Origin of the sequence: Streptomyces sp. NPDC006923 (genome assembly GCF_040635655.1) — a bacterium.
Classification (GTDB): Bacteria; Actinomycetota; Actinomycetes; order Streptomycetales; family Streptomycetaceae; genus Streptomyces.
The window spans coordinates 193493-218109 of record NZ_JBEYIF010000002.1 but is presented as its reverse complement, the minus strand read 5'-3'; the positions used below and the strand labels follow the sequence as shown (position 1 = coordinate 218109).

Below are 24617 nucleotides of genomic sequence, written 5' to 3'. Positions count from 1 at the left end.
GCCATGCGCTTCCGCCACCCCGACGGCTCCACCGTCCACCTCTCGTACTGCACCAATGTCCACCCCGCCGAGAACCTCGACGGTGTCCTCGCCCAGCTTCGCGACCACTGCGAGCCGGTACGCCGACGACTCGGCCGGGACCGCCTCGGCATCGGGCTGTGGCTCGCCAAGAACGCCGCCAGGACCCTGATCAACGACCCCTCGGTGCTGCGCGGGCTGCGCGCCGAACTGGACCGGCGAGGTCTTGAGGTCGTCACCCTCAACGGCTTCCCCTACGAGGGCTTCGGCGCCGAAGAGGTCAAGTACCGCGTCTACAAACCCGACTGGGCCGACCCCGAGCGGCTCGCCCACACCAGTGACCTGGCCAGGCTGCTGGCCGCGCTGCTGCCCGACGATGTCACCGAGGGCTCCGTCTCCACCCTTCCGCTCGCCTGGCGCACCGAGTTCGACGACGCCTCGGCCCGCACCGCCCGGGCGGCGCTGACCGCGCTCGCCGAGCGGCTCGACGCACTGGAGGAGCTGACCGGGAAGTCCATCCGGATCGCCCTGGAACCGGAACCGGGCTGCACCGTCGAGACCACCGCCGACGCGATCCGGCCGCTCACCGACATCGCCAGCGACCGCATCGGCATCTGCGTCGACACCTGCCATCTCGCGACCTCCTTCGAGGACCCGGCCACCGCCCTGGACGCGCTGGAAGCGGCCCGCATCCCCATCCCCAAGGCCCAGCTCTCCGCCGCGCTGCACGCCGAGCAGCCGCACCGGCCCGAGGTACGCGCCGCCCTCGCCGCCTTCGCCGAGCCCCGCTTCCTCCACCAGACCCGCGCCCGCACCGCCGCCGGGCTCCAGGGCACCGACGACCTGGACGAGGCCCTCGGCGGCGGCGCGCTGCCCGACGACACACCCTGGCGCTCACACTTCCACGTCCCGCTGCACGCCCCGCCCGCACCACCGCTGACCTCCACCCTCCCCGTACTCCAGGACGCGCTGACCCGGCTCGTCGGCCGGGCCGAACCGCGGACCCGTCATCTGGAGGTCGAGACATACACCTGGCAGGCCCTGCCGCCGGAGCTGCGCCCCCGCTCACGCGGACAGCTCGCCGACGGGATCGCCGCCGAACTCACCCTGGCCCGCGACCTGCTGGTCGACCTCGGCCTGAAGGAGCTGCCATGACCGCGAGCCCGACCCCGCTGCTGGTCCTCGACGTCGTCGGACTCACGCCCCGGCTCCTCGCCCATATGCCGAACCTCAGGAAGCTGGCGGGAGCCGGCTCCCAGGCCCCGCTGAGCACCGTGCTGCCCGCCGTCACATGCAGCGCGCAGTCCACCTTTCTCACCGGGACGCTCCCCGCCGAACACGGGATCGTCGGCAACGGCTGGTACTTCCGCGAGCTGGGCGACGTACTGCTGTGGCGCCAGCACAACGGCCTGGTCTCCGGCGACAAGCTGTGGGACGCGGCCCGCCGGGTCCATCCCGGCTACACCGTCGCCAATGTCTGCTGGTGGTACGCGATGGGCGCGGACACCGACTTCACCGTCACCCCCCGCCCCGTCTACTACGCCGACGGACGCAAGGAACCCGACTGCTACACCCGGCCGCCGTCGCTGCACGACGAACTCACCGAGAAATTCGGTACGTTCCCGCTCTTCCACTTCTGGGGCCCCGGCGCCGACATCGTCTCCTCGCAGTGGATCATCGACGCCACCCGCCACATCATCGACACCCGCCGGCCCGATCTGGCCCTGTGCTACCTGCCGCATCTCGACTACGACCTCCAGCGTTACGGCCCCGACGACCCGCGCTCCCACCGGGCCGCCGCCGAACTCGACACGGCCGTGGCCCCGCTGCTCGACGACGCCGAGGCCGAGGGCCGCACTGTCGTCGCGCTCTCCGAGTACGGCATCACCCGGGTCTCACGCCCGGTCGACATCAACCGGGCGCTGCGCCGGGCCGGGCTGCTGGAGGTCCACACCCAGGACGGCATGGAGTATCTCGACCCGATGGCCTCCCGCGCCTTCGCGGTCTCGGACCACCAGCTCGCCCATGTGTATGTGCGGCGTCCGGAGGATCTCGACGCCACCCGCGAGGCACTCGCGGACCTTCCTGGCATCGACGAGATCCTGGACGACGAGGGCAAGAAGAGCCACGGCCTGGACCATCCGCGCTCCGGCGAACTGGTGGCCGTCGCCGAACCGGACGCCTGGTTCACCTACTACTACTGGCTCGACGACGAACGGGCTCCCGACTTCGCCCAGCTCGTCGAGATCCACCGCAAACCGGGCTACGACCCCGTCGAGCTGTTCATGGACCCCCTCGACCCGTATGTACGCCTCAAGGCGGCCAAGGCGATCGCCCGCAAGAAGCTCGGTATGCGCTACCGCCTCGCGGTCGTCCCGCTCGACCCCTCACCCATTCGCGGCAGCCATGGCCGCCTTCCCGCGAGCGACGAAGAAGGTCCGCTCATCCTGTGTTCCACCCCCCGCGCCGTCGGTGACCGCGTAGCGGCCACCGATGTGAAATCCCTGCTCCTCCAGCTTGCAGGACTGCACTGACAAAAGGAGTTCCGTACATGAGCCGCAAGAAGTCCGTCGACGCCGAGCTGGCCCACAGGCTCAGCAGGCGCAACATGCTCGGTGTCGCCGCCGGCACCGGCGCCGCCGCACTGCTGGGTCTGTCCGCCGTCCCCGCCGCGGCCACCGGCAAGGGCCACGGGAAGGGCCACGGCCACGGACACGACCACGGGCACGGACACGGCAGGACCGAGCCCGTCCTGACGCCCGGCCGCCTCGGCATCCAGCTCTACTCGCTGCGCGACAAGGTCTCCGAACTCGGCTTCGCCAAGGTCTTCGAGGAGCTGGAGCGCTTCGGCTACGACGAGGTCGAGTACGCCGGCTACACCCAGGGCACCGGGGCGATCACCCTGCCCCAGTTGCGGCGGCTGGCGCGCGACCACGGCCTCAACGGCATCGGCAGCCACGTCAACTACTACGACGACAACAACCCCGACGCCTACAGCTTCGCGCAGAACCTCGAAAAGGTCCTCGACGATGCGCAGACGCTCGGTCTGAAGCACATCGGCACCGCCTCGGGGCCGTTCCGCTACGGCTCCACCGTCGACGCCTGGAAGCGGGCGGCCGACGACTTCAACACCTATGGAGCCGCGGCGAGGAAGCGCGGCATGAAGTTCTACCAGCACAACCACGGTGAGGAGTTCTCCTTCGCCACCGACCGGCCGGACGTCCGCCTGTACGACGTGCTGCTGGCCGAGACCGACCCCCACCTGGTCTATCTGGAGATGGACATCTACTGGGCGTACACCGGCCAGTTCCGTTACAGCAAGACCGTCGAGGGCAAGCCCCGTCCCTTCGAGCCGCTGGACTACGTGCTGAAGCAGCCCGACCGCTATCCGCTCTTCCACGTCAAGGACGGCACGCACAACGACGCCGCCCGCGACGGATACGACATGGTCGACGTCGGCGACGGGGACATCGACTACAAGAGGTTCATCTCGGCGGTGAACAAGACCCGCGGCGGCCGGCCGAACCACCACTGGCAGGTCGAGCACGACAACCCGGTCGACTCGGTCGCCTTCGCCCGGAAGTCGGCCGACCACCTGCACTCGCTGCGCGAGCGCCGCTGAACGGACCGGCCCCGCCACCGGGATCCATGACGGCGGCCCTCCGCGCGGCTCGATCGAAGCCGCGGGGAGGGCCGCCTGTCGGTGTGCCGGGCCGGATCCGGCCTCACCCGGCTGTGTGGAACGGGTCGCTCACCCGCCCGCGGGCTGTGGAGTGGGCACGCTCGTCCTGCCCCGTGGCTGCCCGGGGTTGCGCAGCAGCATGGCCATGGCCGCGGCCACCAGGGAGAGCCCGCCGGCGAGGATGTACGCCCCGTCGTAGCCCCAGGAGTCGATCGCCATCGCACCGAGTCCGCCGCCGAACAATCCGCTGACCAGCTTGCCGCTGTAGGCGAGACCGTAGTTGGTGGCGTTGTAGTTCTCCCCGAAGTAGTCCGGGGTGAGCGCCGCGAACAGCGGATAGAACGCCCCGCCGCCGAAGCCGGAGACAAAGGCGAACACAAGGAACAGGACCTCGTTCCTGCTGTTGCCCGCCCACAGGATTCCGAACTGCGCCAGGCCGAGCACCGTGATCACGAAGATCAGTGTGATCTTGCGTCCCCAGAGGTCGGAGAGCCAGCCGACGACCCCTCGCCCGATGCCGTTGACCACGGAGAGCACACCGGCCGACGAGGCGGCGACCAGTGGTCCGAAGCCGACGTCCTTGGCGAACGGCACCTGGAAGGAGATACCGAAGATGGACACCCCGGCCGTGATCACCAGCAGTACCCAGATCAGTGGGAGCATGCCGGTCCTGATGGCCTCCTTGGGCCGGTACTGCTTGGACGCGGGCGGGTTCTTGGCCAGGGTGATCGCGTTCTTGCTGCCCGCCTCCACCTTCAGCGGATCGACGTCGGCGGGCCACCAGTTCTGCGGCGGGTCCTTGAAGAACCAGGCGCAGACGGCCACGACGACCAGGATGTAGACCCCGATCAGATCCAGCACCGCCTGGTAGTTACTGGTGTCGAACGCGTAGTTGAAGATGAAGATGAACGGGACCGCGCCGTAGGCGAATCCGCCGTTGACGAAGCCGGTCTTTCCGCCGCGCCGCTCCGGGAACCACTTGGCCACCATATTGATGCAGGTGGCGTAGACCAGCCCGGAGCCCACACCGCCGAGCAGACCGAATCCCAGCACGGCCGCCGACACATTGTGGAAGTGGGAGATGGACAGGAAGCCCGCGAAGGAGAGCACGGCCCCGGCCATCGTGGCGCCACGCGCCGTCAGTATCCCCTTCTCCCGTAACCAGCCCGCGGGAAAGGCGACACCCGCCTGGAAGAACACCCAGACGCTCAGGATCCAGAAGGTGTTGCTCTGGGTCCAGCCGTGCGCGGCCGAGAGGACGTCCTCCGCCGATCCGTACGCGTACTCGAAGACGCTGATGGCCATCATGGCGACCCACGGCAGATACACCATGAGTTTCCGGGAGTGTCCCAGGATCTGCCGGTCCGTCTCGCCGACCCGGTAGACCCGGCCACGTGCGTCAGTGATCTCGCGGTAGCCCGCGCCGGCCGAGGCCGACGCGGACGTACCGGAAAGAGGTTCCGCTGTCATATCAGGCGATCTCCCGGCCGATGGGGTTCGGATTGGGTTCGATCTTCTTGGCGTCCGGCCTGCCGGGCGCCTTCAGGAACAGGGCCAGCACCGCTGAGGCGAGGCCGATACCGCCGGCGATGATGAACGCGCCCTCGTAGTCCCAGGCGCCCACCACCACGGCTCCCATACCGGAGCCGACCAGCCCCGAGATGAGCTTGGAGCTGTAGACCATGCCGTAGTTGGAAGCGTTGTTGTTCTCGCCGAAGTAGTCCGCGGTCATCGCCGCGAACAGCGGGAAGATCGCCCCGCCGCCGAAGCCGGAGACCATCGAGCAGAACAGGAAGAACGGCATGCTGCCCATGGACCCGGAGATCAGCACGCCGAACTGCGCGCTGCCCAGGACCAGACAGACGATGATCAGTGTGTTACGGCGCCCGTACCGGTCGGATATCCAGCCGATGACACCACGCCCCGTGCCGTTCACGATCGCCTTGAGGGACATCGCGGTGGCCACGATCCCGCCCGCGAATCCCATGTCCTTGCCGAAGGGCACCTGGAAGGCGATTCCGAAGATGTTGATGCCGGCCGTGCAGAGCAGACAGAACCACATCATCCACAGCACCGGTGTGCGTGCCGCTTCCCTGGGTGTGTACTGCTTGACCGCCGGCGGGTTCTTCTCCAGCGCCCGCCGGACCCTCGGGTCCTCGGACACCTTCAGCGGGTCGGCGCCCGTGGGCCACCAGTACTTCGGCGGGTCCTTGAAGAACCACCCGGCGAACGCGACGACGGCGCAGCAGATCACACCGACGAGCACCAGCACGCCCTGGTAGTTGCTGAGGTCCATGTACGAGGTGAAGAGGAAGACGAACGGCACGGACCCGTAGGCGAAACCGCCGTTGACGAGGCCGGTCTTGCCTCCCTTGCGCTCCGGATACCACTTGCCGACCATGTTGACGCAGGTGGCGTACACCAGACCCGCGCCGATACCGCTGAACATCCCGAAGCCGATGTACGCCACGATCACATGTGGCGCGTAGGCGAGCGAGACATAGCCCAGCAGTGTGCCGAGCGCGCCGAGCATCATGGCGTAGCGGGCGGGCAGCCTGCCGCTCTCACGGAGCTGCCCGGCGGGGAAGGCGACGGCCGCCTGGAAGAAGATCCAGACGCCCATCAGCCAGAAGATGTGTCCGCTGTTCCAGAGATGGGCCTCGTGCAGAGTGTCCTCCGCCGAGGTGAACGCGTACTCCGACGAACTGATGCCGAGCATGCCCATCCAGGGGAAGAGCACCATCGTCCATCGTGGACGGCCCATGATGTCCCGGTCGGTCTCTCCGATCCGGTACACGCGGCCGTTGCGGTCCGACACCTCCTTGAACGGTACGGAGGTGGGAAGTTGTGTCGTTGACATGTGTGTCGCACCCCTTGCATCGAAAGAGCCTGGCCAGCGCCCCCTGTCCAATACCTTTCGTGCTCGCACGGGCAGATCAGGTCATCGACCGCCCCCCAACACACCGGCCACCGCCACCGACTGACGGTGCGTCATATATACGGGTCACAGCAGCCCCGCCGCCCGCGCCCAGCGGTACTTCGCGCCGAGCACCTCCACCGGCCTCTCGGTGGTGTACGGGTAGGCCACGACGCCGTGCTCGAAGAGGTACTGGCACGCCTCCTCGACCTCGACATCGCCCGCGAGGGAGGCCACGACGGGCTTCTGGATGCCGCGCGCCCGGAATTCGGCCACGACCCGCGCCGTCAGTTCGGCGAAGACCATCGGCGGTGTGACGATGGTGTGCCAGTAGCCCAGGACGAGCGAGTGGATCCGCGGGTCCTCCAGGCCGAGCCTGATCGTCGCCTCGTACGTGGACGGGGGTTCGCCGCCGGTGATGTCCACCGGGTTGCCCGCCGCGCCGAAGGGCGGAATGAACTTCCGGAACGCCTCGTCCAGGTCCGGCGGGATCTCCATCAGCGACAGGCCGTTGTCGACGATGGCGTCGGAGAGCAGCACGCCCGAGCCGCCGGCGCCGGTGATGATGACGACATTGTCGCCCTGCGGGGTGGGCAGCACGGGAAGCGCCCGCGCGTACTCCAGCATCTCGTTGAGACCGGGCGCCCGGATGACGCCGGCCTGCCGCAGGACATCGTCGTACACCGCGTCGTCACCGGCGAGCGCACCGGTGTGGGAGCCGGCCGCCTTGGCACCGGCCGCCGTGCGCCCGGCCTTGAGGACCACCACCGGCTTCTTCGGCACGGTGGCGCGGGCCGCCTCGACGAAGGCCCGGCCGTCCTTGAGGTCCTCCAGATGCATCGCGATGCACTCGGTGTTGGGGTCCTCGCCGAACCAGGTGAGCAGATCGTCCTCGTCGAGGTCCGACTTGTTGCCCAGACCGACGATGGCCGAGACACCCGTCTTGGTGGTCCTGGCGAAGCCGAGGATCGCCATCCCGATACCGCCGGACTGCGAGGTCAGCGCCACACCGCCCTTGACGTCGTACGGGGTGCAGAAGGTCGCGCAGAGGTCCTGCCAGGTGGAGTAGTAGCCATAGATGTTCGGCCCCAGCAGACGGACGCCGTACTCCTCGGCGATCGACACGATCCGTGCCTGGAGCTCGTGCTCGCCGGTTTCGGCGAAGCCGGACGGGATCAGGACGGCGTTGGGAATGCCCTTGCGGCCGACCTCTTCGAGCGCGGCGGGAACGAACTTCGCGGGGATCGCGAAGACCGCCACATCGGGCTCGCCCGGAACATCCATCACGCTCTTGTACGCCTTGCGGCCGAGTATGTCATCGGCCTTGGGGTTCACCGGATGGATATCGCCCGGGAAACCTCCGTCGATCAGGTTCCGCATGACCGAATTACCGATTTTGCCCTGTTCGTTGGAGGCCCCGATCACGGTCACCGAACTGGGCTTCATCAGCCGGCGCATCGAGACGAGGATCTCCTCGCGGCCGTACGTCCGCCGCTTGACCGGGGTCTCGGTGGTGAGCAGGACCCGCACATCGGCGGCCATCACACCGTTCTCCGAGGCGAACACCGGATTGAGGTCGACCTCGGCGATCTCCGGGAAGTCGGCCGCGAGCCGGGACACCTTGACCACCAGGTCGGCCAGCGCGTCGCGGTCGACGGCGGCGCCGCCCCGGACACCGCGGAGTATCTCCGCGGCGCGGATCCCGTCGAGCATCGACAGCGCGTCGTCCTTGGTCGCGGGCGCCAGCCGGAAGGTGACGTCCTTGAGGACCTCCACCAGGACACCGCCGAGACCGAAGGCCACGATCTTGCCGAAGGTCGGGTCGGTGACCGTGCCGATCAGGACCTCGGTGCCGGCCGGCACCATCTGCTGCACCTGGACGCCGAGGATCCGGGCGTCCGGGTCGTACGCCTTGGCGTTGGTGACGATCGAGGTGAACGCACCCCGCACCTCGGCGGCCGACTTGAGCCCGATCCGGACACCGCCCGCGTCCGTCTTGTGCAGGATCTCCGGGGAGACGATCTTCATGGCGACCGGGAAGCCGATCCGGTCCGCGAGCGCCACGGCCTCGTCGGCGGACTCGGCGAGCGCCTCGGCCGGGGTCGGGATGCCGTACGCGTCCGTGAGCGCCTTGCCTTCGGGCGCCGTCAGCGCCGTACGGCCCTCGGCGAGCGCGGTGTCCAGGACGGCGCGTACGGCCGCGAGATTCGGTTCTGTCGTGTCCACTGCTAAATGACTCCGTTCGTCTTGAGCAGGCGCAGTTCCTCGGCGCCCAGGCCGAGCTCGCCGACGTACACCTCTTCGTTGTGTTCGCCGAGCAGCGGTGAAGTGACCACGTCCACAGGGGAGTCGGAGAGCTTCAGCGGGCTGCCGACCGTGGTGAACGAGCCGCGCTGGGGATGCGGGACCTCGACCACCATCTCGTTCGCGGCCAGCGACGCGTCCTCGATGATCTCCTTGGTGGAGAGGATCGGGCCGCACGGGATGTTGTGGGCGTTGAGCTTCTCCAGCACCTCCCACTTGGGGAGGGTGGCCGTCCACTCCTCGATGAGCTGGAACATCTTGCCCAGCTTGGGGAGCCGCGCCTCCGGGGTCGCCCACTCCGGGTCCTCCGCCAGCTCCGGCCGGCCGATCAGCTCGGTGACCGGACGCCAGCCCACCGGCTGCACGATGACATACACATAGTCGTTGGGGCCGCCCGGCGCGCACTTGACCGCCCAGCCGGGCTGTCCGCCGCCGCTCGCGTTGCCGCTGCGCGGGACCTCGTCGCCGAAGTCCTCGTTGGGGTACTCGGCGAGCGGACCGTGGGACAGGCGCTGCTGGTCGCGCAGCTTCACCCGGCACAGATTGAGCACGGCGTGCTGCATGGCCACATTGACCCGCTGGCCGCGGCCGGTGTGCTCCCGCTGGAAGAGCGCGGCGAGGATCCCGGCGACGGCGTGGATGCCGGTGCCGGAGTCGCCGATCTGGGCGCCCGTGGCGAGCGGCGGTCCGTCCTCGAAGCCGGTGGTGGCCATCGAGCCGCCCATCGCCTGCGCGACGACCTCGTACGCCTTGAAGTTGGTGTACGGGCCCTCGCCGAAGCCCTTGATCGAGGCGTAGACGATCCGCGGGTTGATCTCCTGGATGCGTTCCCAGGTGAAACCCATACGGTCCACGGCGCCCGGGCCGAAGTTCTCCACCATGACGTCCGAGCGGCGGATGAGTTCGGTGAGGATCTCCTTGCCGCGCTCCGTCTTGGTGTTGAGGGTGATGGACCGCTTGTTGCAGTTGAGCATCGTGAAGTACAGCGAGTCGACATCCGGGATGTCGCGGAGCTGCTTGCGGGTGATGTCGCCGGTCGGCGCCTCCAGCTTCACCACGTCCGCGCCGAGCCAGCCGAGCAACTGGGTCGCGGACGGGCCGGACTGGACGTGCGTCATGTCGAGTACGCGGCAGCCCGACAGCGCTTTTGTGCCCTGCGGGGTCTCAAGAGCCTGGGTCATGGGAGGGCTCCTCTACTTGTACATGGTCTGGTTCATGGTTCCGGGGGCGTACGCGTCGGGGTCGACCCAGACGTTGATCAGCGACGGCAGTCCGGACTCACGGGCGCGCTGGAGCGCGGGCGCGATGTCCGCGGGGTCGCGGACCTCCTCGCCGTAACCGCCCAGCATCTGGGCGAACTTGTCGTAGTGGACGTCGCCGAGGGTGTTGCCGACGCGCTCGCGCTCGTCGCCGTACTTGGCCTTCTGGCCGTAACGGATCTGGTTCATCGAGGAGTTGTTGCCGACGATGCCGACGAACGGCAGGTTGTAACGGACGAGCGTCTCGAAGTCCCAGCCCGTCAGGGAGAAGGCGCCGTCGCCGAAGAGCGCCACGACCTCCTTGTCGGGCCGCGCCTTCTTGGCCGCGAGGACGAACGGGATGCCGACGCCCAGCGTGCCGAGCGGGCCCGGGTCCATCCAGTGGCCCGGCGACTTGGGCTGGACGACCTGACCGGAGAAGGTGACGATGTCGCCGCCGTCGCCGATGTAGATCGAGTCCTCGGTGAGGAAGTCGTTGATCTCGCTGACCAGCCGGTACGGGTGGATCGGCGAGGCGTCCGACCTGAGCTGCGGAAGCCGCTTCTCGATCGCCGTCTGTTCGGCGGCGCGCAGCTCGTCCAGCCAGGCCTTGCGCTTGACGGAGCCTCCGTTGATCCGGCCGCTCGCGGCCTGGGTGACCGCCGCCAGGACGAGTCCCGCGTCGCCCACGATGCCCAGGTCGATGTCGCGGTTCTTGCCGACCGTGCGGTAGTCGAGGTCGATCTGGACGACCGTCGCGTCGGGCGAGAGGCGCTTGCCGTAACCCATCCGGAAGTCGAACGGCGTACCGACGATGACGATGAGGTCCGCGTTGGAGAACGCGTACCGCCGGGAGAGCTGGAAGTGGTGCGGGTCGCCCGGCGCCAGTGTGCCGCGCGCCGCGCCGTTCATGTACGCGGGGATGTTGAGCGTCCGCACCAGTTCGATGGCGGAGTCCGAACCCCTGGTCGTCCAGACCTGGCTGCCGAGCAGGATGGCCGGCTTCTCCGCCCGGACGAGAAGGTCGGCGAGCTTCTCAATGGCCTCGGGGTCTCCGGCCGAGCGGGTCGAGGCCCGGTACTGGCCGGCCTCGGGGACCCGGGCCTTCGACACCGGCACCTTGGCATCGAGCACATCGCGCGGAATCTCCAGGAATGACGGTCCGGGGGCACCGTGGTAGCACTCACGGAACGCCATCGACACCATGTCGGCCGCGCGCGCCGTGTCCGGCACGGTGGCGGCGAACTTGGTGATCGGGGTCATCATGTCGACGTGCGGGAGGTCCTGGAGTGAGCCCATCTTGTGCTGGGTGAGTGCTCCCTGACCGCCGATCAGCAGCATCGGGGACTCGGCGCGGAAGGCGTTGGCGACACCGGTGACGGCGTCGGTGGTGCCGGGACCCGCGGTGACCACCGCGCAGCCCGGCTTTCCGGTGATACGGGCGTACCCGTCGGCGGCGTGCGCGGCCACCTGCTCATGACGTACGTCGACGACTTCAATGCCTTCGTCGACGCAGCCGTCGTAGATGTCGATGATGTGACCGCCGCAGAGTGTGTAAATGACCTCGACACCCTCTGCTTTGAGCGCCTTGGCGACCAGATGACCACCGGAGATGAGTTCCTGGCTGTCGTCGGGCATGAGGAAGTCCCTGTCCCTTCGTAGGGGAGGGCGTTCGCCCTCCCGGTACATTGCATACAGTCGACGAATACTGTATGAAACTTGTTATCCCGCATCCGGTGGGTGGTGTCCAGAGGGCGTGCGGCACTTTCGTCAAAAGGGAGCCGGCATGGATCTGTACGAGCACCAAGCAAGGGAACTCTTCGCGGACTACGGCATCGTGGTGCCGGAGGCCGAGGTGGTGGAGCTGCCCAGAGAGGCCAAACTCGCCGCCGAACGGCTCGGTGGACGCGTGGTCGTCAAGGCACAGGTGAAGACCGGGGGGCGCGGCAAGGCGGGCGGAGTGAAGCTCGCGGCCGACCCGGCGTCAGCCGAACTGACCGCGCGTCAGATTCTCGGCATGGATATCAAGGGCCACACCGTCAGGAAGGTGATGCTCGCTCAACCAGTGGAAATCGAGGACGAGTTCTACGTCTCGTACGTCCTCGACCGGGCGGCCGGGACCTTCCTGGCCATCGCCTCGGCCGAGGGCGGGATGGAGATCGAGGAGGTCGCGGCCACCCGTCCCGAGGCGGTCGCCCGGATCCCCGTCGACCCCTCGGAAGGGGTCACCGAGGCGAAGGCCGCGGAGATCGCCGCGGCGGCCGGACTGCCGCCGACGACCGTGCCCGTGCTCCAGGCGCTCTGGCAGGTTCTGGTGCGCGAGGACGCTCTGCTGGTCGAAGTGAACCCTTTGGTCCGCACCACGGAAGGGCTGATTCTCGCCCTCGACGGCAAGGTCACCCTTGACGACAACGCCCGCTTCAGGCAAGTGCGTTGGGGCGACGGAGAGCACGACGCGGCCGGCGATCCGCTGGAGGCCGCCGCGGCCGCCAAGGGCCTCAACTACGTCAAGCTCGACGGCGAGGTCGGCATCATCGGCAATGGCGCCGGGCTCGTCATGTCCACCCTCGACGTGGTCGCCGGCTGCGGAGCCCGCCCCGCCAACTTCCTCGACATCGGGGGAGGGGCGTCGGCCCAGGTGATGGCTGACGGTCTGTCCGTCATCCTCTCCGACCCCGCCGTGAACTCCGTCTTCGTCAATGTCTTCGGCGGCATCACGGCCTGCGACGCCGTCGCCGAGGGCATCGTCCAGGCGCTGGAATCCGTACGGCTGACCAAGCCGCTCGTGGTCCGGCTCGACGGCAACAACGCCGCCCGCGGCCGCGCGATCCTCGCGGCCCGCGCCCACCCGCTCGTAGAGCAGGTCACCACCATGGACGGGGCGGCCCGGCAGGCCGCCGCACTGGCGAACGCCTGACAAGGAGAAGGACACCATGGCTATTTTCCTGACCAAGGAGAGCAAGGTCCTCGTCCAGGGCATGACCGGTGGCGAGGGCATGAAGCACACCCGGCGGATGCTCGCCGCGGGCACCGACATCGTCGGTGGCGTCAACCCGCGCAAGGCGGGCCGCACGGTCGACTTCGACGACCGTGCCGTGCCCGTCTTCGGCTCGGTGCGCGAGGGCATCGCGGCGACCGGGGCGGACGTCACCGTCGTCTTCGTCCCGCCGCCGTTCGCCAAGGCCGCCGTCATCGAGGCGGCGGACGCCGGTATCGGGCTCGCGGTCGTCATCACCGAGGGCATCCCCGTCCATGACGCCGTCGCCTTCCAGGCGTACGCCAAGGAGCGGGGCACCCGTATCGTCGGCCCCAACTGCCCCGGGCTGATCAGTCCCGGGCAGTCCAACGCCGGCATCATCCCGGCGGACATCGCCGCCAAGCCCGGCCGCATCGGCCTGGTCTCCAAGTCCGGCACCCTGACCTACCAGCTCATGTACGAGCTGCGGGAGATCGGCTTCTCCTCGGCGGTCGGCATCGGCGGCGACCCCGTCGTGGGCACCACCCACATCGACTGCCTCGCCGCCTTCGAGGACGACCAGGACACCGAGCTGATCGTGCTCATCGGGGAGATCGGCGGCGACGCGGAAGAACGCGCCGCGGCCTACATCGCCGGGCACGTGACCAAGCCGGTCATCGGCTACATCGCCGGATTCACCGCACCCGAGGGCAAGACGATGGGACACGCGGGCGCGATCGTCTCCGGCTCCTCCGGCACGGCGGAGGCCAAGAAGAAGGCCCTGGAGGCGGTCGGCGTACGTGTCGGCTCGACCCCCTCGGAGACCGCGCGGCTGGTCCTCGACCGCCTCGCGGCATCGCGTGATGTCGCTCATAATTGACATTTGGTGCGTGCCACCCACCACCCGGCTCACTACCGCCCGGTAACGGCACCGCGGCGGTAGTGGCAGTCCCGTGATCCGCCCGGGGTATCCGGGCTCAGCCATGCACCTCCCGCCTCCTCAGAGCGGAGACCCTCAATGGCACCCACCCTCACCCACCACCTCACTCTCAAACCGGGCACGGCCTGGCAGGACGCGTGGCAGCGCTGTCTCGCCGTCGCTCCCGAGGCATTCCAGGACGACCGCGTGCGCAATCTGTGGGCGTCCTCCTGGCGGTCCGACGGGCGCGCCCTGCCCGCCACCAGCCCGGTCGACGGCAGTCCCATCGCGGGGCCGCCTCGGCTGGACGCCGCCACCGCCCAGCGGGCGGTGCGCGCCTGTCTGGACGAGCACCGCGCCTGGCGGCACGTCCCGCTGCCGGAACGCAGGGCACGCGTCGCGGCGACGCTCGACGCGCTGACCGAGCACCGGGAGCTGCTCGCCCTCCTCCTCGTCTGGGAGATCGGAAAGCCGTGGCGGCTCGCCCAGGCCGACGTCGACCGTGCGATCGACGGCGTGCGCTGGTACATCGAGGGCGTCGAGCCGATGCTGGCGGGCCGGACCCCGCTGCCGGGGCCCGTCTCCAACATCGCGAGCTGGAACTACCCGATGTCCGTCCTGGTCCACGCCATGCTCGTCCAGGCGCTGGCGGGCAACGCGGTGATCGCCAAGGCGCCGACCGACGGCGGCGTGGCCTGTCTGACCCTGGCCTCTGCCCTCGCCGCGCGCGAGGGCATCCCCGTCACACTGGTCAGCGGCAGCGGCGGCGAACTCTCCGAGGCGCTCGTGCGGTCGCCGGAGATCGGTTGTGTGTCCTTCGTCGGCGGCCGGGACACCGGCGCCGGTATCGCCACCGCGCTCGCCGACCTCGGCAAGCGCCACATCCTCGAACAGGAGGGGCTGAACACCTGGGGCATCTGGAACTACAGCGACTGGCCCTCGCTGACCGCCGTCATCCCCAAGCTGTTCGACTACGGAAAGCAGCGCTGCACGGCGTATCCGCGCTTTGTCGTGCAGCGCTCGCTCTTCGCGGACTTCCTGGAGGCGTATCTCCCCGCCGTGCGCTCCATCCGGCTGGGCCACCCCCTGGCGGTCGAGCACCCGGAGGATCCGCTGCCCGAACTGGACTTCGGACCTCTGATCAACGCGGCCAAGGCCAAGGAACTGGGCGACCATGTGGCCGAGGCGATCGACCGCGGCGCCGTCCCCCTGCACCAGGGAGCACTCGGCGACGGGCGCTTTCTGCCGGGCCAGGACACGAGCGCCTATCTGCCGCCCGTCACCCTGCTGGGCCCGCCGCCGTCCTCACCGCTGCACCACGCGGAACCGTTCGGGCCGGTCGACACGATCGTCCTGGTCGACACCGAGGCGGAACTGCTGGCCGCGATGAACGCGTCGAACGGCGCGCTGGTCGCGACCCTGTCCACCGACGACCCGGCGACCTACGAGCGGCTCTCGCCGCAGATCCGCGCCTTCAAGGTCGGCCACGGAAAGCCGCGCTCGCGCGGTGACCGGGACGAGCTCTTCGGCGGCTTCGGCCACTCCTGGCGGGGCGCGTTCGTGGGCGGCGAGCTGCTCGTACGGGCGGTGACGGACGGGCCGCCGGGGGAGCGGCCCCCGGGGAACTTCCCGGACTACCACCTGATGCCGTAGCCGGCGGACCCCGGCCGCTGTACAGGTGGCGCGGTTGCCCGCCGGTCCGCGCCGGCGGGCAACCGCGCTGTCCGGGCTCGCCGGGCTGTCGGGCTGTCCGGGCTCTACGCGCTGCCCGGGCGGGCTTCCCGTGCGCGCGGCGGCCGGAGCACACGGCCGCCGAGGCTGCCGCGCGGGTGGCCGCCGCGGATCGCTGACCACCGGATATACGGGCGAGGACGGCATCGATCCCCTGGTATCGTTGTGCATGTCGCCGCGAGCAAACACCGCGGTTCGACCACTCGTCCGGGTGGCGGAATGGCAGACGCGCTAGCTTGAGGTGCTAGTGCCCTTTATCGGGCGTGGGGGTTCAAGTCCCCCCTCGGACACCAGACCGGCAGAGACCCCAGTTGATCTGGGGTCTTTCTGTTTCTCCGACTGTGGCGTGACCAACCACGTGACCAACAGCCGGGCGAATCTCCTGGTCAGACCAGGGATGACAGGCCGAGTCGGCCCGCTCCGGAAGCGGCCAGCCGCCGTGCTCCGTCCTTACGTGAGTGCCCGTACCGGGCCATGGTGTAGCCCGGCGAGTGGTGCCGGACGTTGGCGGAGACCTCGACGGGGTTCTCCCCGGCCTCCAGGTCGTTCGTGACCTTGCTGTGCCGCCAGTCGTGGATGCGGAAGTCCTCGGGCAGGTGGAGCCGGGTGCGCAGGGTGCGCCACCGTGCCGACACCTTCTCGGGGTCCTGTGGTCCGCCCGCCTCGCCCCGGTACAGCTTGAAGCCGTCGCGGGCGAAGACGAGATCGTTGTCCGCCCACGAGGAGCCGAGCCGTTCCCGCTCCGCGTTCTGGGGTTCCCTCTGCCACGTCAGGACGTTCATCACGGACTGGTCCACGTAGATGACTGCGTTGTCGTCGCCGTCCTTGGTGAGCTTGCGCAGCCGGTAGGTGTTGCCCTCCTCGACCACGACCCAACCGAGTTCGATGGACCCCGCATCCCAGTTGATGAGGGACCACTTCATGCCGAGCGCCTCACTGCGGCGCACGCCGGTAGCGGCGTACACGGTCCACAGCGGGGCGTCCCGAAGGCAGTGGTGGGTCAGGCCCCCGTCACAGGCCCGGTTGCCGCACGGCTCCCACACCGTCCCCAGGAACCGGGTCGTCTGACCGTCGTCCAGCGTCGGATACCTCGACTCCTGCGCCCGGATCTGCCGGGCGGTGGCGGCGAGACGTGCACCAGTCGTCTCAATAACCAACCAACCAACCAACCAACCAACCTTCCGATAGTGAGACGCTCGGCGCAGCATCGGACCGTGTCCGTTTCGCCTTCACCCTCGCGTCTCGAAACCCGTCTCAAAAGATCGGTCTCGCGACTGTCTTTCGAGACACGTTTATGAGACAGTCTGGTCATGAGCACGAACACCACGTCGGCCGATCAGGTCGAGCGTCACCCATGCCCGAAGTGCGAAGCCCCCGCCGGTAGCTCCTGCCGTACGACCACGGGCAAGGTTGCGGCCAACTACCACACGGGCCGCTTCGCCCTCGTGCCTGCACTCAAAGCGGAACTCGCCGTGAAGACTCCGGTCGACCGCAGCCCCGGTAAGCCGTGGGTGGCTGGTGAGATGGTCCCCGTGGTGTCCGAAGCGATACCGGGCGCAGCGATACGACTGGGCTATGCCAGGTGCAGCACGGTTGGGCAGGAACTACAGAGCCAGTTGGACATGCTGGCCCGTGCCGACTGCACTCGCGTCTTCTCCGAGAAGATCAGTACCCGCGTGAAGGAGCGGCCGGAACTGGAAAAGGCGCTCACTCTCGCACGGGAGTTCAAGGCCGCAGCCCCGAACCAACCGGTGATCCTCGCCGTGGTGGAGATGAAGCGTCTTGCCCGCAACGCGGCAGAACTCATGACCCTCTCGTCCACGCTCCAGAAGGACGGCATCCAACTGGAACTCCTCTCCGGTCCCTTGCAGGGCGTGTACGACCCGAACGGGGCGGGAGCCATCGTGTTCGCCGTCCTGGCCGTGGCCGCAGAGGTGGAGCGGGAAGGCATCCGGGAGAAGACGTTGGAGGGGCTGGACACTGCGGCCCGCAAGGGCAACCACGGTGGACGCCCCTCCGTCGTGGACGACGACAAGCTAGCCGTAGCCCGTGCCCGGCACGCCAAGGGAGAAAGCGTCACCGCCATTGCCAAGGCGCTGGGAATCTCCCGGGCCACCTTGTACCGGCACATCGGTGAGAGCGCCTGAGATGGGCGCGCAGGGGCGCGCAGTCAGGCGCTCACCTCGGAGTGCACCGGGAGGGGCGGGCGCACTCCGGAGAGCGCCTCTGCACGGGCCACGAGGTGGGGTGCAAGGTCGGGGTACCAGCCACGGGCTACGGCTTGCAACATCTCGGCCAGGGCCGCGAGTTCCCCAATTCGGCCGGCCGGGGTGTCGAGGACCGCCGCGAACTCCTTGCGGATGCGGGCGGCTACGTCGGGCACAAGCAGGCTGTTGGCGTGGAGAAGCCCCGCGTCATAGCCGAAGGGCACCAGGCCCCACCGCTCCCAGTCCAGCAGGCACAGGGGCGCGGCGCTGAGGTTGCCCCAGTGCAGGTCGCCGTGACCGGTCACCCGCTCCACCTTGGCGGGGGCAGGGATGCCGAGGAACTGGGGGAAGGCTCGTTCGATCCACCCGTCCCGCACGGTTGCCTTCACTCCCTCCGCTTCAGCGAGGAGGGCCAGGGCTTGGCGAAGGTCCGCCCACCACTCGTCAGGCAACCCCGGGTCGTGGTCGATGTCGGCCCGGTCCGGGGACACGATGGGTTGCGTGAGGTAGTCCAGGACTTCCGACTCGAAGGCCCACTCGCCGTCAGTCCAGTCATGCACCGCATACAGGTGGGGGCGGGGCACGCCGTCAGGCACCAGCTCCGAGGCGCCGACGACGCCTTCCCCCGCCTTCCTGCCCGCGTTCCTCTTCGCCGTCCGGCTGACCCGTAGCCACCGGTCCCCCGCTCGGCGTCCGAGGGTGACACCGAGGAAGCCCCACGCCAGCGGCCCCGTGCAGGTAAGGCCCAGTGCCTTGGCCGCCCGGTCGTGGGCGGCCTCCATCAGGGCCTGTACCTCCTCATTCACCGGTGAGTTCATCCGTCACCCTCCTGAGTTCCTGGGCCTTCAGTGGCGCAGCCAGAGCCTTGGCCACATCGTCCCAGTGCTCGCGGGTGCTCGCGGAGGTGAGGACTACATCGAGGCCGGGGCACGAGCCAGCGGCCAGCAGGGCAGCGGCTGCGGCCGACAGGCCGGGGCGGATGAGGTTCACAGTTCGGGTGTCATGGCGTCGAGGAGTTCGCCCCCGTGCAGCGGAGCGGAGCCGAACGTGATCAGCCACCTCCGCCTTCGAGAAACCGGCCCCCAGCAGGAGACTTTCCCACTTCCTGGGGGTGTGGCTGTAGCGGTATGTGAACTGTGCCCGGCCGGTGAATCCACCCTTGTACATGCCCTGCGGGCCGTAGGCCCCGGGGATGGCCGGCGGGTGCGCGAAGACAAGAGTCCCGCCCGGCCTGAGCACCTTGACCACCAGTGGCAGGAGTTTGCTGGGGTCGGTGAACCAGACCGCGCCGAAGATCGAGAACACCGCGTCGTACTGCTCCCGGTGATCACCCAGGAAGTCGAGCACTTCCGCGCAGTGGAACGACACCCGGTCCCCCCACCGTTCTCGCACGGCATCCACCATGACCGGCGACATGTCGACCCCCGTCGCCTTTACTCCCTGTTCCGCGAGGTAGGCGAGAGCCCGACCGGTGCCGCACCCGATCTCCAAAACGGTGCTGGGGTTTTCAAGCAATTCGATGCCGGGGCCGTGCCCGGAATACTGCGTCCAGTTCATGACCGGAGCACCGATCTCCTGAGTGACGCTGGTTGCGTACGTGTCCCAGAGGTCGCGTTCGTCATCGTGGTTGTGGCGTGCTGGCACGGTGGCTCTTCTCGTAAGAGGTGCGCCCCCCTCCGGTCAGTGGTGAGCCGGAGAGGGGCACGGTGGGCACGGCTGTTCAGTGGGAGTCGGGGACCTTGTTGTCACATGGGGAGCACTCTGCCCCGTCGATCGCCCACAGTTCCTCGTCGGGCGTGAAGCCGAGGGAGCGGATGAAGTCCTCCGTGCGCAGGCACAGACCGTCCCGCCGCCGCTCGATGAAGGGCGCGTGGTGCTTGTACCTGCCGCCGTTATAGGCCGCGCGGATGGCGAACCAGACAGGCGTGTCGAGGATGAGCTGGTGTACGCCGATGTCCACGATCTTGCCAACCCCCAGATGCACATCCTCTACCGGGGCGGTGACTGTTGATCTCCACATCAGAGTCGGTCGCCGCCGACAGGTCCCCCCGGTCCCGCGCCGCCTGACGTTGCTTTGCCAACGCCCCGCACACATCGCACCCGGGCGCCGGTTCAGGAGAAGCGCCTGGCGGCGAAAGGTGAACCGGTCCCGCCATCGTCGTCCGTGCGTCGCTCACGTCCATGCGCCTCCGCCGACTCGTCCGCTTCCGAACGACATCTTGCAGTCCGCAACGCGCCGAGCCTATCCGGTTTCCTGTTTGCGCAAAAGCTCGTCTCGGACACATTCAATCGCGGCCCGCATCTCGTCACCCACGAGGGCTGTCCGGCTGAACCCATCGAACTTCGATACGTACAGCGCCACGTCTCGGGGGTCAGGTACCACGGTTTCCGCATGGACCGTCTCAACGGTCACCGTACGTACGTCCTTGATGGAGAATGAGTGACCCGGGAAATCAACCTGAGGTGTAGAAAGCGCCACGACTCGGATGTCCACGTTCGGCAGTCGCGATACCGAAATCAGCCGGTCAAGCTGTCCTACCATCACCAGGGGTGGAACGACCAGCCATCGGAGTACTGACTCCGTGATGATGAAACGGAATTGCTTGCCTTCCGAATACAGGACGGTTTGCCTCGCCAGCCTGGCGCCGACAGCGCGCTCCAGTTGTACGTCCGTCAAGTTTCTTCGCGCGAAAACCGCCCGCACATACTCGGGAGTCTGAAGCAGGCCAGGAATGAGCGAGGGCTGAAACAAGCAAAGCAGGGTGGTCTGCGATTCCAGTGCCTGCACTTGTTGTTGTTTTCTGCTGTACCCCAGACGCCGAATGAGCCGCCAGGCCGTGACCTCGGTGGCCGCCTGTCTGGCGGCAGCCATGTACTCGAGCTTCACCTCGTCCGACACGCCTACAGCCCTGAGGATGCAGTCGACGTCAGTAACGCTCGGAGTCGCGTTCCCGTTCTCGATCTTCGAAAGCTTGGAGCGAGACATGGCAGCGCCACGAGCAACCGCCTTCGCCTCCAATCCGGAAGACTCACGCAGTTCTCGCAGCGCCGCACCGAGGCCGGACTTGTTCACTTGCCGTACTTCGCCCACCAGCCGGCAAAGGGCACGGCCTGGTTCATCGCCGTATCCCTGTAGGCCATGAACCTGGACAACTCCTCATCTCCGGGGAACTCTGCCCCCAGGTACCTGCCCTCTCCGTCGTAATTCATGGCTCCGACAATTCGATCATCAAAGAGCCAGAAGTCGGGGGCGTCCGGAATCGGGTTCTCCTGGTCGGTCGTATCCAGGATGAAGAACTCCTCGCCGGGCAAGGGGGGCGAGTTTCCGTTACCGGAAACTGCCTCGGACTGACCATCCCACGCCACACACCGGGCCGACCTCCGGCGACCTCATGAACTCCTTGCGTCGGAGAACCCCTGGGCGTGGTCGATCGGATCGGTCCGGAGACACCACGGGTTGCGCGATGTAGTCGAGGGCTTCCGCCTCGAAGGCCCACTCGCCGTCGGTCCGGTCGTCACCCTGTACAGACGTCCAGCGTTCACGGGTGCTCGCGGATGTGAGGACGATATCGAGGGCAGGGGACGAGTCGGCGGCCAGCAGGGCGGCGGCTGCGCGCGACAGGCCGGGACGGATGAGGTTCACCAGTCCGGCTGTTGTGGCATCGAGTGATCAACGGGTGACCAAGAGCGCCCTTGCCGATACGGAAGCGAGAAGGCGCGGCTGGGATCGGGCGCTCCGGGCCCGCCGTTCAGCGCGACCCGGCCGACCGGCTCAGTACCGGTTCGCGCAGGAAATCGGCCTCCATGGTCGACGCTGCCCGCAGGAGGGCGCGGACCGCCGTGCGGGCCTGGACGTAGGGCGCCTCGGAGTCCATCAGGACGGATTGGGTGTTGGAGGACTCCCAGAACGCGGTGAGCTCGAAGGTGAGCTGCTCCGCCGTCCTGTCGGAGGTGAGGTCCCCGGCGTCCTGTGCCTCGACGATCGTCTGCCGGATAAAGCCGCGCCACCCGCTGTCGGCGGACCGGATGGCGTCCGGGACCGGGCCGACGCGCGAGCTGTACTCCGCGCTGACCTTCTGGAAGAAGCATCCGCCGGGGAAAACGCGTTCGCTCGAATAGCGTATCCAGGACTCGCTGAGCTCCCAGATCCTGCGCAGCCCCGGGGGGTGCGCCAGGGCGGGCCTGACCACGTTGTCCACGTAGATCTTGGACGCCGCCCTGATCGTCGCGAGCTGGAGCTCCTCCTTCGACCCGAAGAGAGCGAACACCCCGCTCTTGCTCAGCTTCAGCTCGGTGGCCAGCCGCCCCAGTGACAGGGCTTCGAGACCTTCCGTCGAGCCGACCTGGACGGTGCGCTGCAGGACAAGCCGGCGGGTCTGGTTCCCTCGTTCGACCCGCCCGTCGAGGCGCCTCTCCGTCACGTCGGTACTCCTCGCTCCACCAGGCCCGACGATCCGAGCCGCACACCAGTGAGAGGGGCCAGCGTACTAAGAAAACGACCGTGCGGAAAGTTTCCTGTCAAGGGGTTCGCGACGGGGTTCGCGACGGGGTTCGCGACGGGGTTCGCATACGTCGGCCTCTGCCGGAGGTGCCCCGAAGCTCCGGCGGTAGGTGCCGGGCGCCACGCCCATGGCCGCCTGGAAGTGCTGGCGCAGGGAGGCGCCGTTCCCGAATCCCGTGCGCGCCGCGATCGCGTTCACGGAGAGATCGCTCTGCTCCAGCAGCGCCCTCGCGCGCGCCAGGCGCTGCCGGGTGAGCCAGCGGGCCGGACTCTCCGCCGTCTCGGCGCGGAACCGCCGGGTGAAGGTGCGCCGGCTCATCCCGGCGTGCGCGGCCAGATCGTCGACGCTCAGCGGGTACGCCAGCCGCTCCAGGGCCCAGGCGCGGGCCGGTGCCGTGCTCGTGGACGGCGGGCCGGGCAACGGGTCCCGGTTGAACGGGCGCTGCCCGCCCTCGCGGTGCGGCGCCACGACGCAGTGGCAGGCGGCCTCGTGCGCGACCGCGGCCCCGTGGTCCTGCCGTACGACATGGAGGCACAGGTCGATGCCGGCCGCCCCGCCGGCCGCCGTGAGCAGGTCGCCGTCGTCGACGAACAGCACGTCCGGATCGAGGTCGACGGCGGGGAAGCGCCGGGTGAACTCGGCGGCGAAGGCCCAGTGGGTGGTGGCGGGCCGGCCGTCGAGCAGCCCCGTCTCCGCCAGGGGGAACGCGGCGGTGCACAGGGACAGCACGCGTGCCCCGCGCCTGGTCCTGCCGAGGGCGTCGGCGAGGGCGTCCACCAGGGCACTCGGCGTACGGCGTCGGCCGGCGAAGTCCTGCGGGGGGATGACGACGGCGTCCGCGGTGGTCAGGGCGCTCGCGTCCTGGTCGACCGCCAGGGTGAAGTCCAGCCCCGTGCGGACCGGGCGGCCGTCCAGCGAACAGGTCGTCACGGAGTAGAGCGGGTCGCCGTCGCCGTCGAGCGCGGCACCGAAGACGCCGCCCGCGATGCCGAGTTCGAAGGGTTTGACACCGTCCAGGGCCAGAACCACCACCTGCTGCATGGCGCCGGAGTCTGGCACACAGAAGTCCCCACCGGGCGGCACCAGCGATAAGAAGATGTGATTGGCCTCTGGTCTGATCCCTCTCGTAGTGTCAAGCCAGCCGAAGCAGGCGACGGAGAGTGCAATCCGGTGATTCGACGACCCGGTATCAGCGCCTGCATTTCTTTCGGCTTCTTTTCTTCATGGGAGGGGAACCATGATTGTCGCGAAGCAGCCCGGCAAGACGCTGGGTGTCACGATCTCGGAATTCGACGCCTCGACCGCTTCCGCCGCGGATTTCGGCGCCCTGAAGAAGCTTGTCTACACGGAGAAGATCGCCGTCCTCAAGGGACAGGACCTCTCCCCGGCGCAGTTCGTCGAACTGGGCCGCAATCTCGGTCAGGTCGAGCGCTATTACCAGCAGATGTACTGGCACCCCGAGGAGCCGGACATCTTCGTCTCGTCGAACGTCCCGCGCAACGGTGAGCAGATCGGCGTTCCCCGCACGGGCAAGTTCTGGCACGCGGACTACGAGTTCATGCCGAACCCGTTCGGTCTGACGCTGATCTACCCGCAGGTCATCCCGAAGGCCAACCGCGGGACGTACTTCATCGACATGGGCCGGGCCTACGAGGCACTGCCCCAGGACCTGAAGGACGCCGTGGAGGGCACCCTCTGCCGGCACAGCGTGCAGCGCTACTTCAAGATCCGTCCGACCGACGTCTACCGCCCCATCGTCGACATCCTCGCCGATGTCGAGGCGGAGACCCCCACCGTCACGCACCCCACGGTCACGGTCCACCCGGTCACCGGTGAGCGGATCCTCTACCTGAGCGAGGGCTTCGGCCTCTCCCTGGCCGACGACAAGGGCAACGACCTGGACGACGAGCTGCTGCGCCGCGTCCTGGAGGCCACGGGGCAGTTGGACGAAACGTTCCAGCACCCCCATATCCACCTGCAGACCTACGACGAGGGCGACCTCCTGGTCTGGGACAACCGCTCGCTGATCCACCGTGCCCTGCACACCACCAAGCCCGAGCCGACCGCGTCGTTCCGTGTCACGGTCCACGACGAGTACCCCTTCTACGAGGGTATTGCGGTCTGACACCCGAGACGAGCGAAT

19 protein-coding genes, 1 tRNA gene and 2 pseudogenes are annotated in these 24617 nt (G+C 68.2%); 9 read left to right on the top strand and 13 right to left on the bottom strand.

Features of this window, described 5'->3' with window-relative positions:
• Positions 1 to 3 precede the first annotated feature (3 nt).
• From eboE to ABZ707_RS04310, 3 genes are read left to right on the top strand one after another with little or no spacing between them, the layout of a single operon-like run.
• Positions 4 to 1173 carry a metabolite traffic protein EboE gene (eboE, locus tag ABZ707_RS04320; protein WP_360167492.1) on the top strand — a complete coding sequence of 390 codons (1170 nt, stop codon included), beginning with the start codon at positions 4 to 6 and terminating at the stop codon, positions 1171 to 1173.
• Positions 1170 to 2552 (top strand): nucleotide pyrophosphatase/phosphodiesterase family protein, encoded by a 1383-nt coding sequence (locus ABZ707_RS04315; RefSeq protein WP_360167489.1) that lies wholly within the window; start codon positions 1170 to 1172, stop codon positions 2550 to 2552. Before eboE ends, ABZ707_RS04315 begins: the two co-directional genes overlap by 4 nt.
• A gap of 17 nt (positions 2553 to 2569) precedes the next feature.
• The gene (locus ABZ707_RS04310; protein WP_360167486.1) at positions 2570 to 3640 is read left to right on the top strand and encodes a sugar phosphate isomerase/epimerase; all 1071 of its coding nucleotides are present in this window, start codon (positions 2570 to 2572) and stop codon (positions 3638 to 3640) included.
• Positions 3641 to 3769: 129 nt separating this feature from the next.
• On the opposite strand, the gene ABZ707_RS04305 is transcribed toward ABZ707_RS04310, so the two are convergent.
• From ABZ707_RS04305 to ABZ707_RS04285, 5 genes are all read right to left on the bottom strand, one after another.
• Complete coding sequence (locus ABZ707_RS04305) at positions 3770 to 5170, bottom strand: OFA family MFS transporter (RefSeq protein WP_360167483.1); 1401 nt, start codon at positions 5168 to 5170, stop codon at positions 3770 to 3772.
• 1 nt (position 5171) lies between these two features.
• On the bottom strand, positions 5172 to 6560 hold the full coding sequence (locus ABZ707_RS04300) for an OFA family MFS transporter (protein ID WP_360167480.1): 1389 nt from the start codon (positions 6558 to 6560) through the stop codon (positions 5172 to 5174).
• Positions 6561 to 6704: 144 nt separating this feature from the next.
• Entirely contained in the window at positions 6705 to 8843 is a 2139-nt protein-coding gene (locus tag ABZ707_RS04295) for an acetate--CoA ligase family protein (protein ID WP_360167477.1), read from the bottom strand.
• A gap of 2 nt (positions 8844 to 8845) precedes the next feature.
• Positions 8846 to 10102 (bottom strand): formyl-CoA transferase, encoded by a 1257-nt coding sequence (gene frc / locus ABZ707_RS04290; protein WP_360167474.1) that lies wholly within the window; start codon positions 10100 to 10102, stop codon positions 8846 to 8848.
• A gap of 12 nt (positions 10103 to 10114) precedes the next feature.
• On the bottom strand, positions 10115 to 11797 hold the full coding sequence (locus ABZ707_RS04285; RefSeq protein WP_360167471.1) for a thiamine pyrophosphate-binding protein: 1683 nt from the start codon (positions 11795 to 11797) through the stop codon (positions 10115 to 10117).
• Between the two features lie 148 nt (positions 11798 to 11945).
• Here ABZ707_RS04285 and sucC point away from each other — a divergent pair, with 148 nt between their 5' ends.
• The 4 genes from sucC (at position 11946) to ABZ707_RS04265 (ending at position 16058) form a co-directional block, all read left to right on the top strand.
• Positions 11946 to 13076 (top strand): ADP-forming succinate--CoA ligase subunit beta, encoded by a 1131-nt coding sequence (gene sucC / locus ABZ707_RS04280; RefSeq protein WP_360167468.1) that lies wholly within the window; start codon positions 11946 to 11948, stop codon positions 13074 to 13076.
• A gap of 16 nt (positions 13077 to 13092) precedes the next feature.
• On the top strand, positions 13093 to 13995 hold the full coding sequence (sucD, locus tag ABZ707_RS04275; protein ID WP_360167465.1) for a succinate--CoA ligase subunit alpha: 903 nt from the start codon (positions 13093 to 13095) through the stop codon (positions 13993 to 13995).
• Positions 13996 to 14133: 138 nt separating this feature from the next.
• Positions 14134 to 15687, top strand: coding sequence for an aldehyde dehydrogenase family protein (locus ABZ707_RS04270; protein ID WP_360167462.1), 1554 nt, complete (start codon positions 14134 to 14136; stop codon positions 15685 to 15687).
• Between the two features lie 283 nt (positions 15688 to 15970).
• Positions 15971 to 16058: transfer RNA gene (locus ABZ707_RS04265), tRNA-Leu, on the top strand.
• 93 nt (positions 16059 to 16151) lie between these two features.
• On the opposite strand, the gene ABZ707_RS04260 is transcribed toward ABZ707_RS04265, so the two are convergent.
• Entirely contained in the window at positions 16152 to 16922 is a 771-nt protein-coding gene (locus ABZ707_RS04260; protein ID WP_360167459.1) for a tyrosine-type recombinase/integrase, read from the bottom strand.
• A gap of 153 nt (positions 16923 to 17075) precedes the next feature.
• Between ABZ707_RS04260 and ABZ707_RS04255 the strand changes: the two genes are divergently transcribed.
• Positions 17076 to 17912, top strand: coding sequence for a recombinase family protein (locus ABZ707_RS04255; RefSeq protein WP_360167456.1), 837 nt, complete (start codon positions 17076 to 17078; stop codon positions 17910 to 17912).
• Between the two features lie 23 nt (positions 17913 to 17935).
• Here the strand turns inward: ABZ707_RS04255 and ABZ707_RS04250 are convergent, their stop codons facing one another.
• From ABZ707_RS04250 to ABZ707_RS04220, 7 genes and pseudogenes are all read right to left on the bottom strand, one after another.
• On the bottom strand, positions 17936 to 18790 hold the full coding sequence (locus ABZ707_RS04250; protein WP_360167453.1) for a hypothetical protein: 855 nt from the start codon (positions 18788 to 18790) through the stop codon (positions 17936 to 17938).
• A 241-nt stretch (positions 18791 to 19031) separates the two neighbouring features.
• Positions 19032 to 19616, bottom strand: a pseudogene (locus ABZ707_RS04245) (class I SAM-dependent methyltransferase); the annotation flags it as partial.
• Between the two features lie 76 nt (positions 19617 to 19692).
• Positions 19693 to 19959: pseudogene (locus ABZ707_RS04240) on the bottom strand (hypothetical protein); the annotation flags it as partial.
• Positions 19960 to 20214: 255 nt separating this feature from the next.
• The gene (locus tag ABZ707_RS04235; RefSeq protein ID WP_360167450.1) at positions 20215 to 21045 is read right to left on the bottom strand and encodes a helix-turn-helix transcriptional regulator; all 831 of its coding nucleotides are present in this window, start codon (positions 21043 to 21045) and stop codon (positions 20215 to 20217) included.
• The gene (locus tag ABZ707_RS04230; RefSeq protein WP_360167447.1) at positions 21042 to 21284 is read right to left on the bottom strand and encodes a DUF6879 family protein; all 243 of its coding nucleotides are present in this window, start codon (positions 21282 to 21284) and stop codon (positions 21042 to 21044) included. The genes ABZ707_RS04235 and ABZ707_RS04230 overlap by 4 nt, the downstream gene beginning before the upstream one ends.
• 437 nt (positions 21285 to 21721) lie before the next feature.
• Entirely contained in the window at positions 21722 to 22393 is a 672-nt protein-coding gene (locus tag ABZ707_RS04225; RefSeq protein ID WP_360167444.1) for a TetR/AcrR family transcriptional regulator, read from the bottom strand.
• A gap of 66 nt (positions 22394 to 22459) precedes the next feature.
• Positions 22460 to 23515 carry a helix-turn-helix domain-containing protein gene (locus ABZ707_RS04220; protein ID WP_360168420.1) on the bottom strand — a complete coding sequence of 352 codons (1056 nt, stop codon included), beginning with the start codon at positions 23513 to 23515 and terminating at the stop codon, positions 22460 to 22462.
• A gap of 196 nt (positions 23516 to 23711) precedes the next feature.
• Here ABZ707_RS04220 and ABZ707_RS04215 point away from each other — a divergent pair, with 196 nt between their 5' ends.
• Entirely contained in the window at positions 23712 to 24599 is an 888-nt protein-coding gene (locus ABZ707_RS04215) for a TauD/TfdA family dioxygenase (RefSeq protein ID WP_360167441.1), read from the top strand.
• The last annotated feature ends 18 nt before the right edge of the window (positions 24600 to 24617 follow it).

Bases quoted from the DNA above. Each gene is read 5' to 3' on its own strand.
- sucD (WP_360167465.1), top strand. From the start codon at position 13,093: ATGGCTATTTTCCTGACCAAGGAGAGCAAGGTCCTCGTCCAGGGCATG.
- ABZ707_RS04250 (WP_360167453.1), bottom strand. From the start codon at position 18,790: ATGAACTCACCGGTGAATGAGGAGGTACAGGCCCTGATGGAGGCCGCC.
- ABZ707_RS04310 (WP_360167486.1), top strand. From the start codon at position 2,570: ATGAGCCGCAAGAAGTCCGTCGACGCCGAGCTGGCCCACAGGCTCAGC.
- ABZ707_RS04220 (WP_360168420.1), bottom strand. From the start codon at position 23,515: ATGCAGCAGGTGGTGGTTCTGGCCCTGGACGGTGTCAAACCCTTCGAA.
- ABZ707_RS04285 (WP_360167471.1), bottom strand. From the start codon at position 11,797: ATGCCCGACGACAGCCAGGAACTCATCTCCGGTGGTCATCTGGTCGCC.
- ABZ707_RS04305 (WP_360167483.1), bottom strand. From the start codon at position 5,170: ATGACAGCGGAACCTCTTTCCGGTACGTCCGCGTCGGCCTCGGCCGGC.
- ABZ707_RS04315 (WP_360167489.1), top strand. From the start codon at position 1,170: ATGACCGCGAGCCCGACCCCGCTGCTGGTCCTCGACGTCGTCGGACTC.
- ABZ707_RS04255 (WP_360167456.1), top strand. From the start codon at position 17,076: ATGAGCACGAACACCACGTCGGCCGATCAGGTCGAGCGTCACCCATGC.
- ABZ707_RS04215 (WP_360167441.1), top strand. From the start codon at position 23,712: ATGATTGTCGCGAAGCAGCCCGGCAAGACGCTGGGTGTCACGATCTCG.
- ABZ707_RS04270 (WP_360167462.1), top strand. From the start codon at position 14,134: ATGGCACCCACCCTCACCCACCACCTCACTCTCAAACCGGGCACGGCC.
- ABZ707_RS04300 (WP_360167480.1), bottom strand. From the start codon at position 6,560: ATGTCAACGACACAACTTCCCACCTCCGTACCGTTCAAGGAGGTGTCG.
- eboE (WP_360167492.1), top strand. From the start codon at position 4: ATGCGCTTCCGCCACCCCGACGGCTCCACCGTCCACCTCTCGTACTGC.
- frc (WP_360167474.1), bottom strand. From the start codon at position 10,102: ATGACCCAGGCTCTTGAGACCCCGCAGGGCACAAAAGCGCTGTCGGGC.
- sucC (WP_360167468.1), top strand. From the start codon at position 11,946: ATGGATCTGTACGAGCACCAAGCAAGGGAACTCTTCGCGGACTACGGC.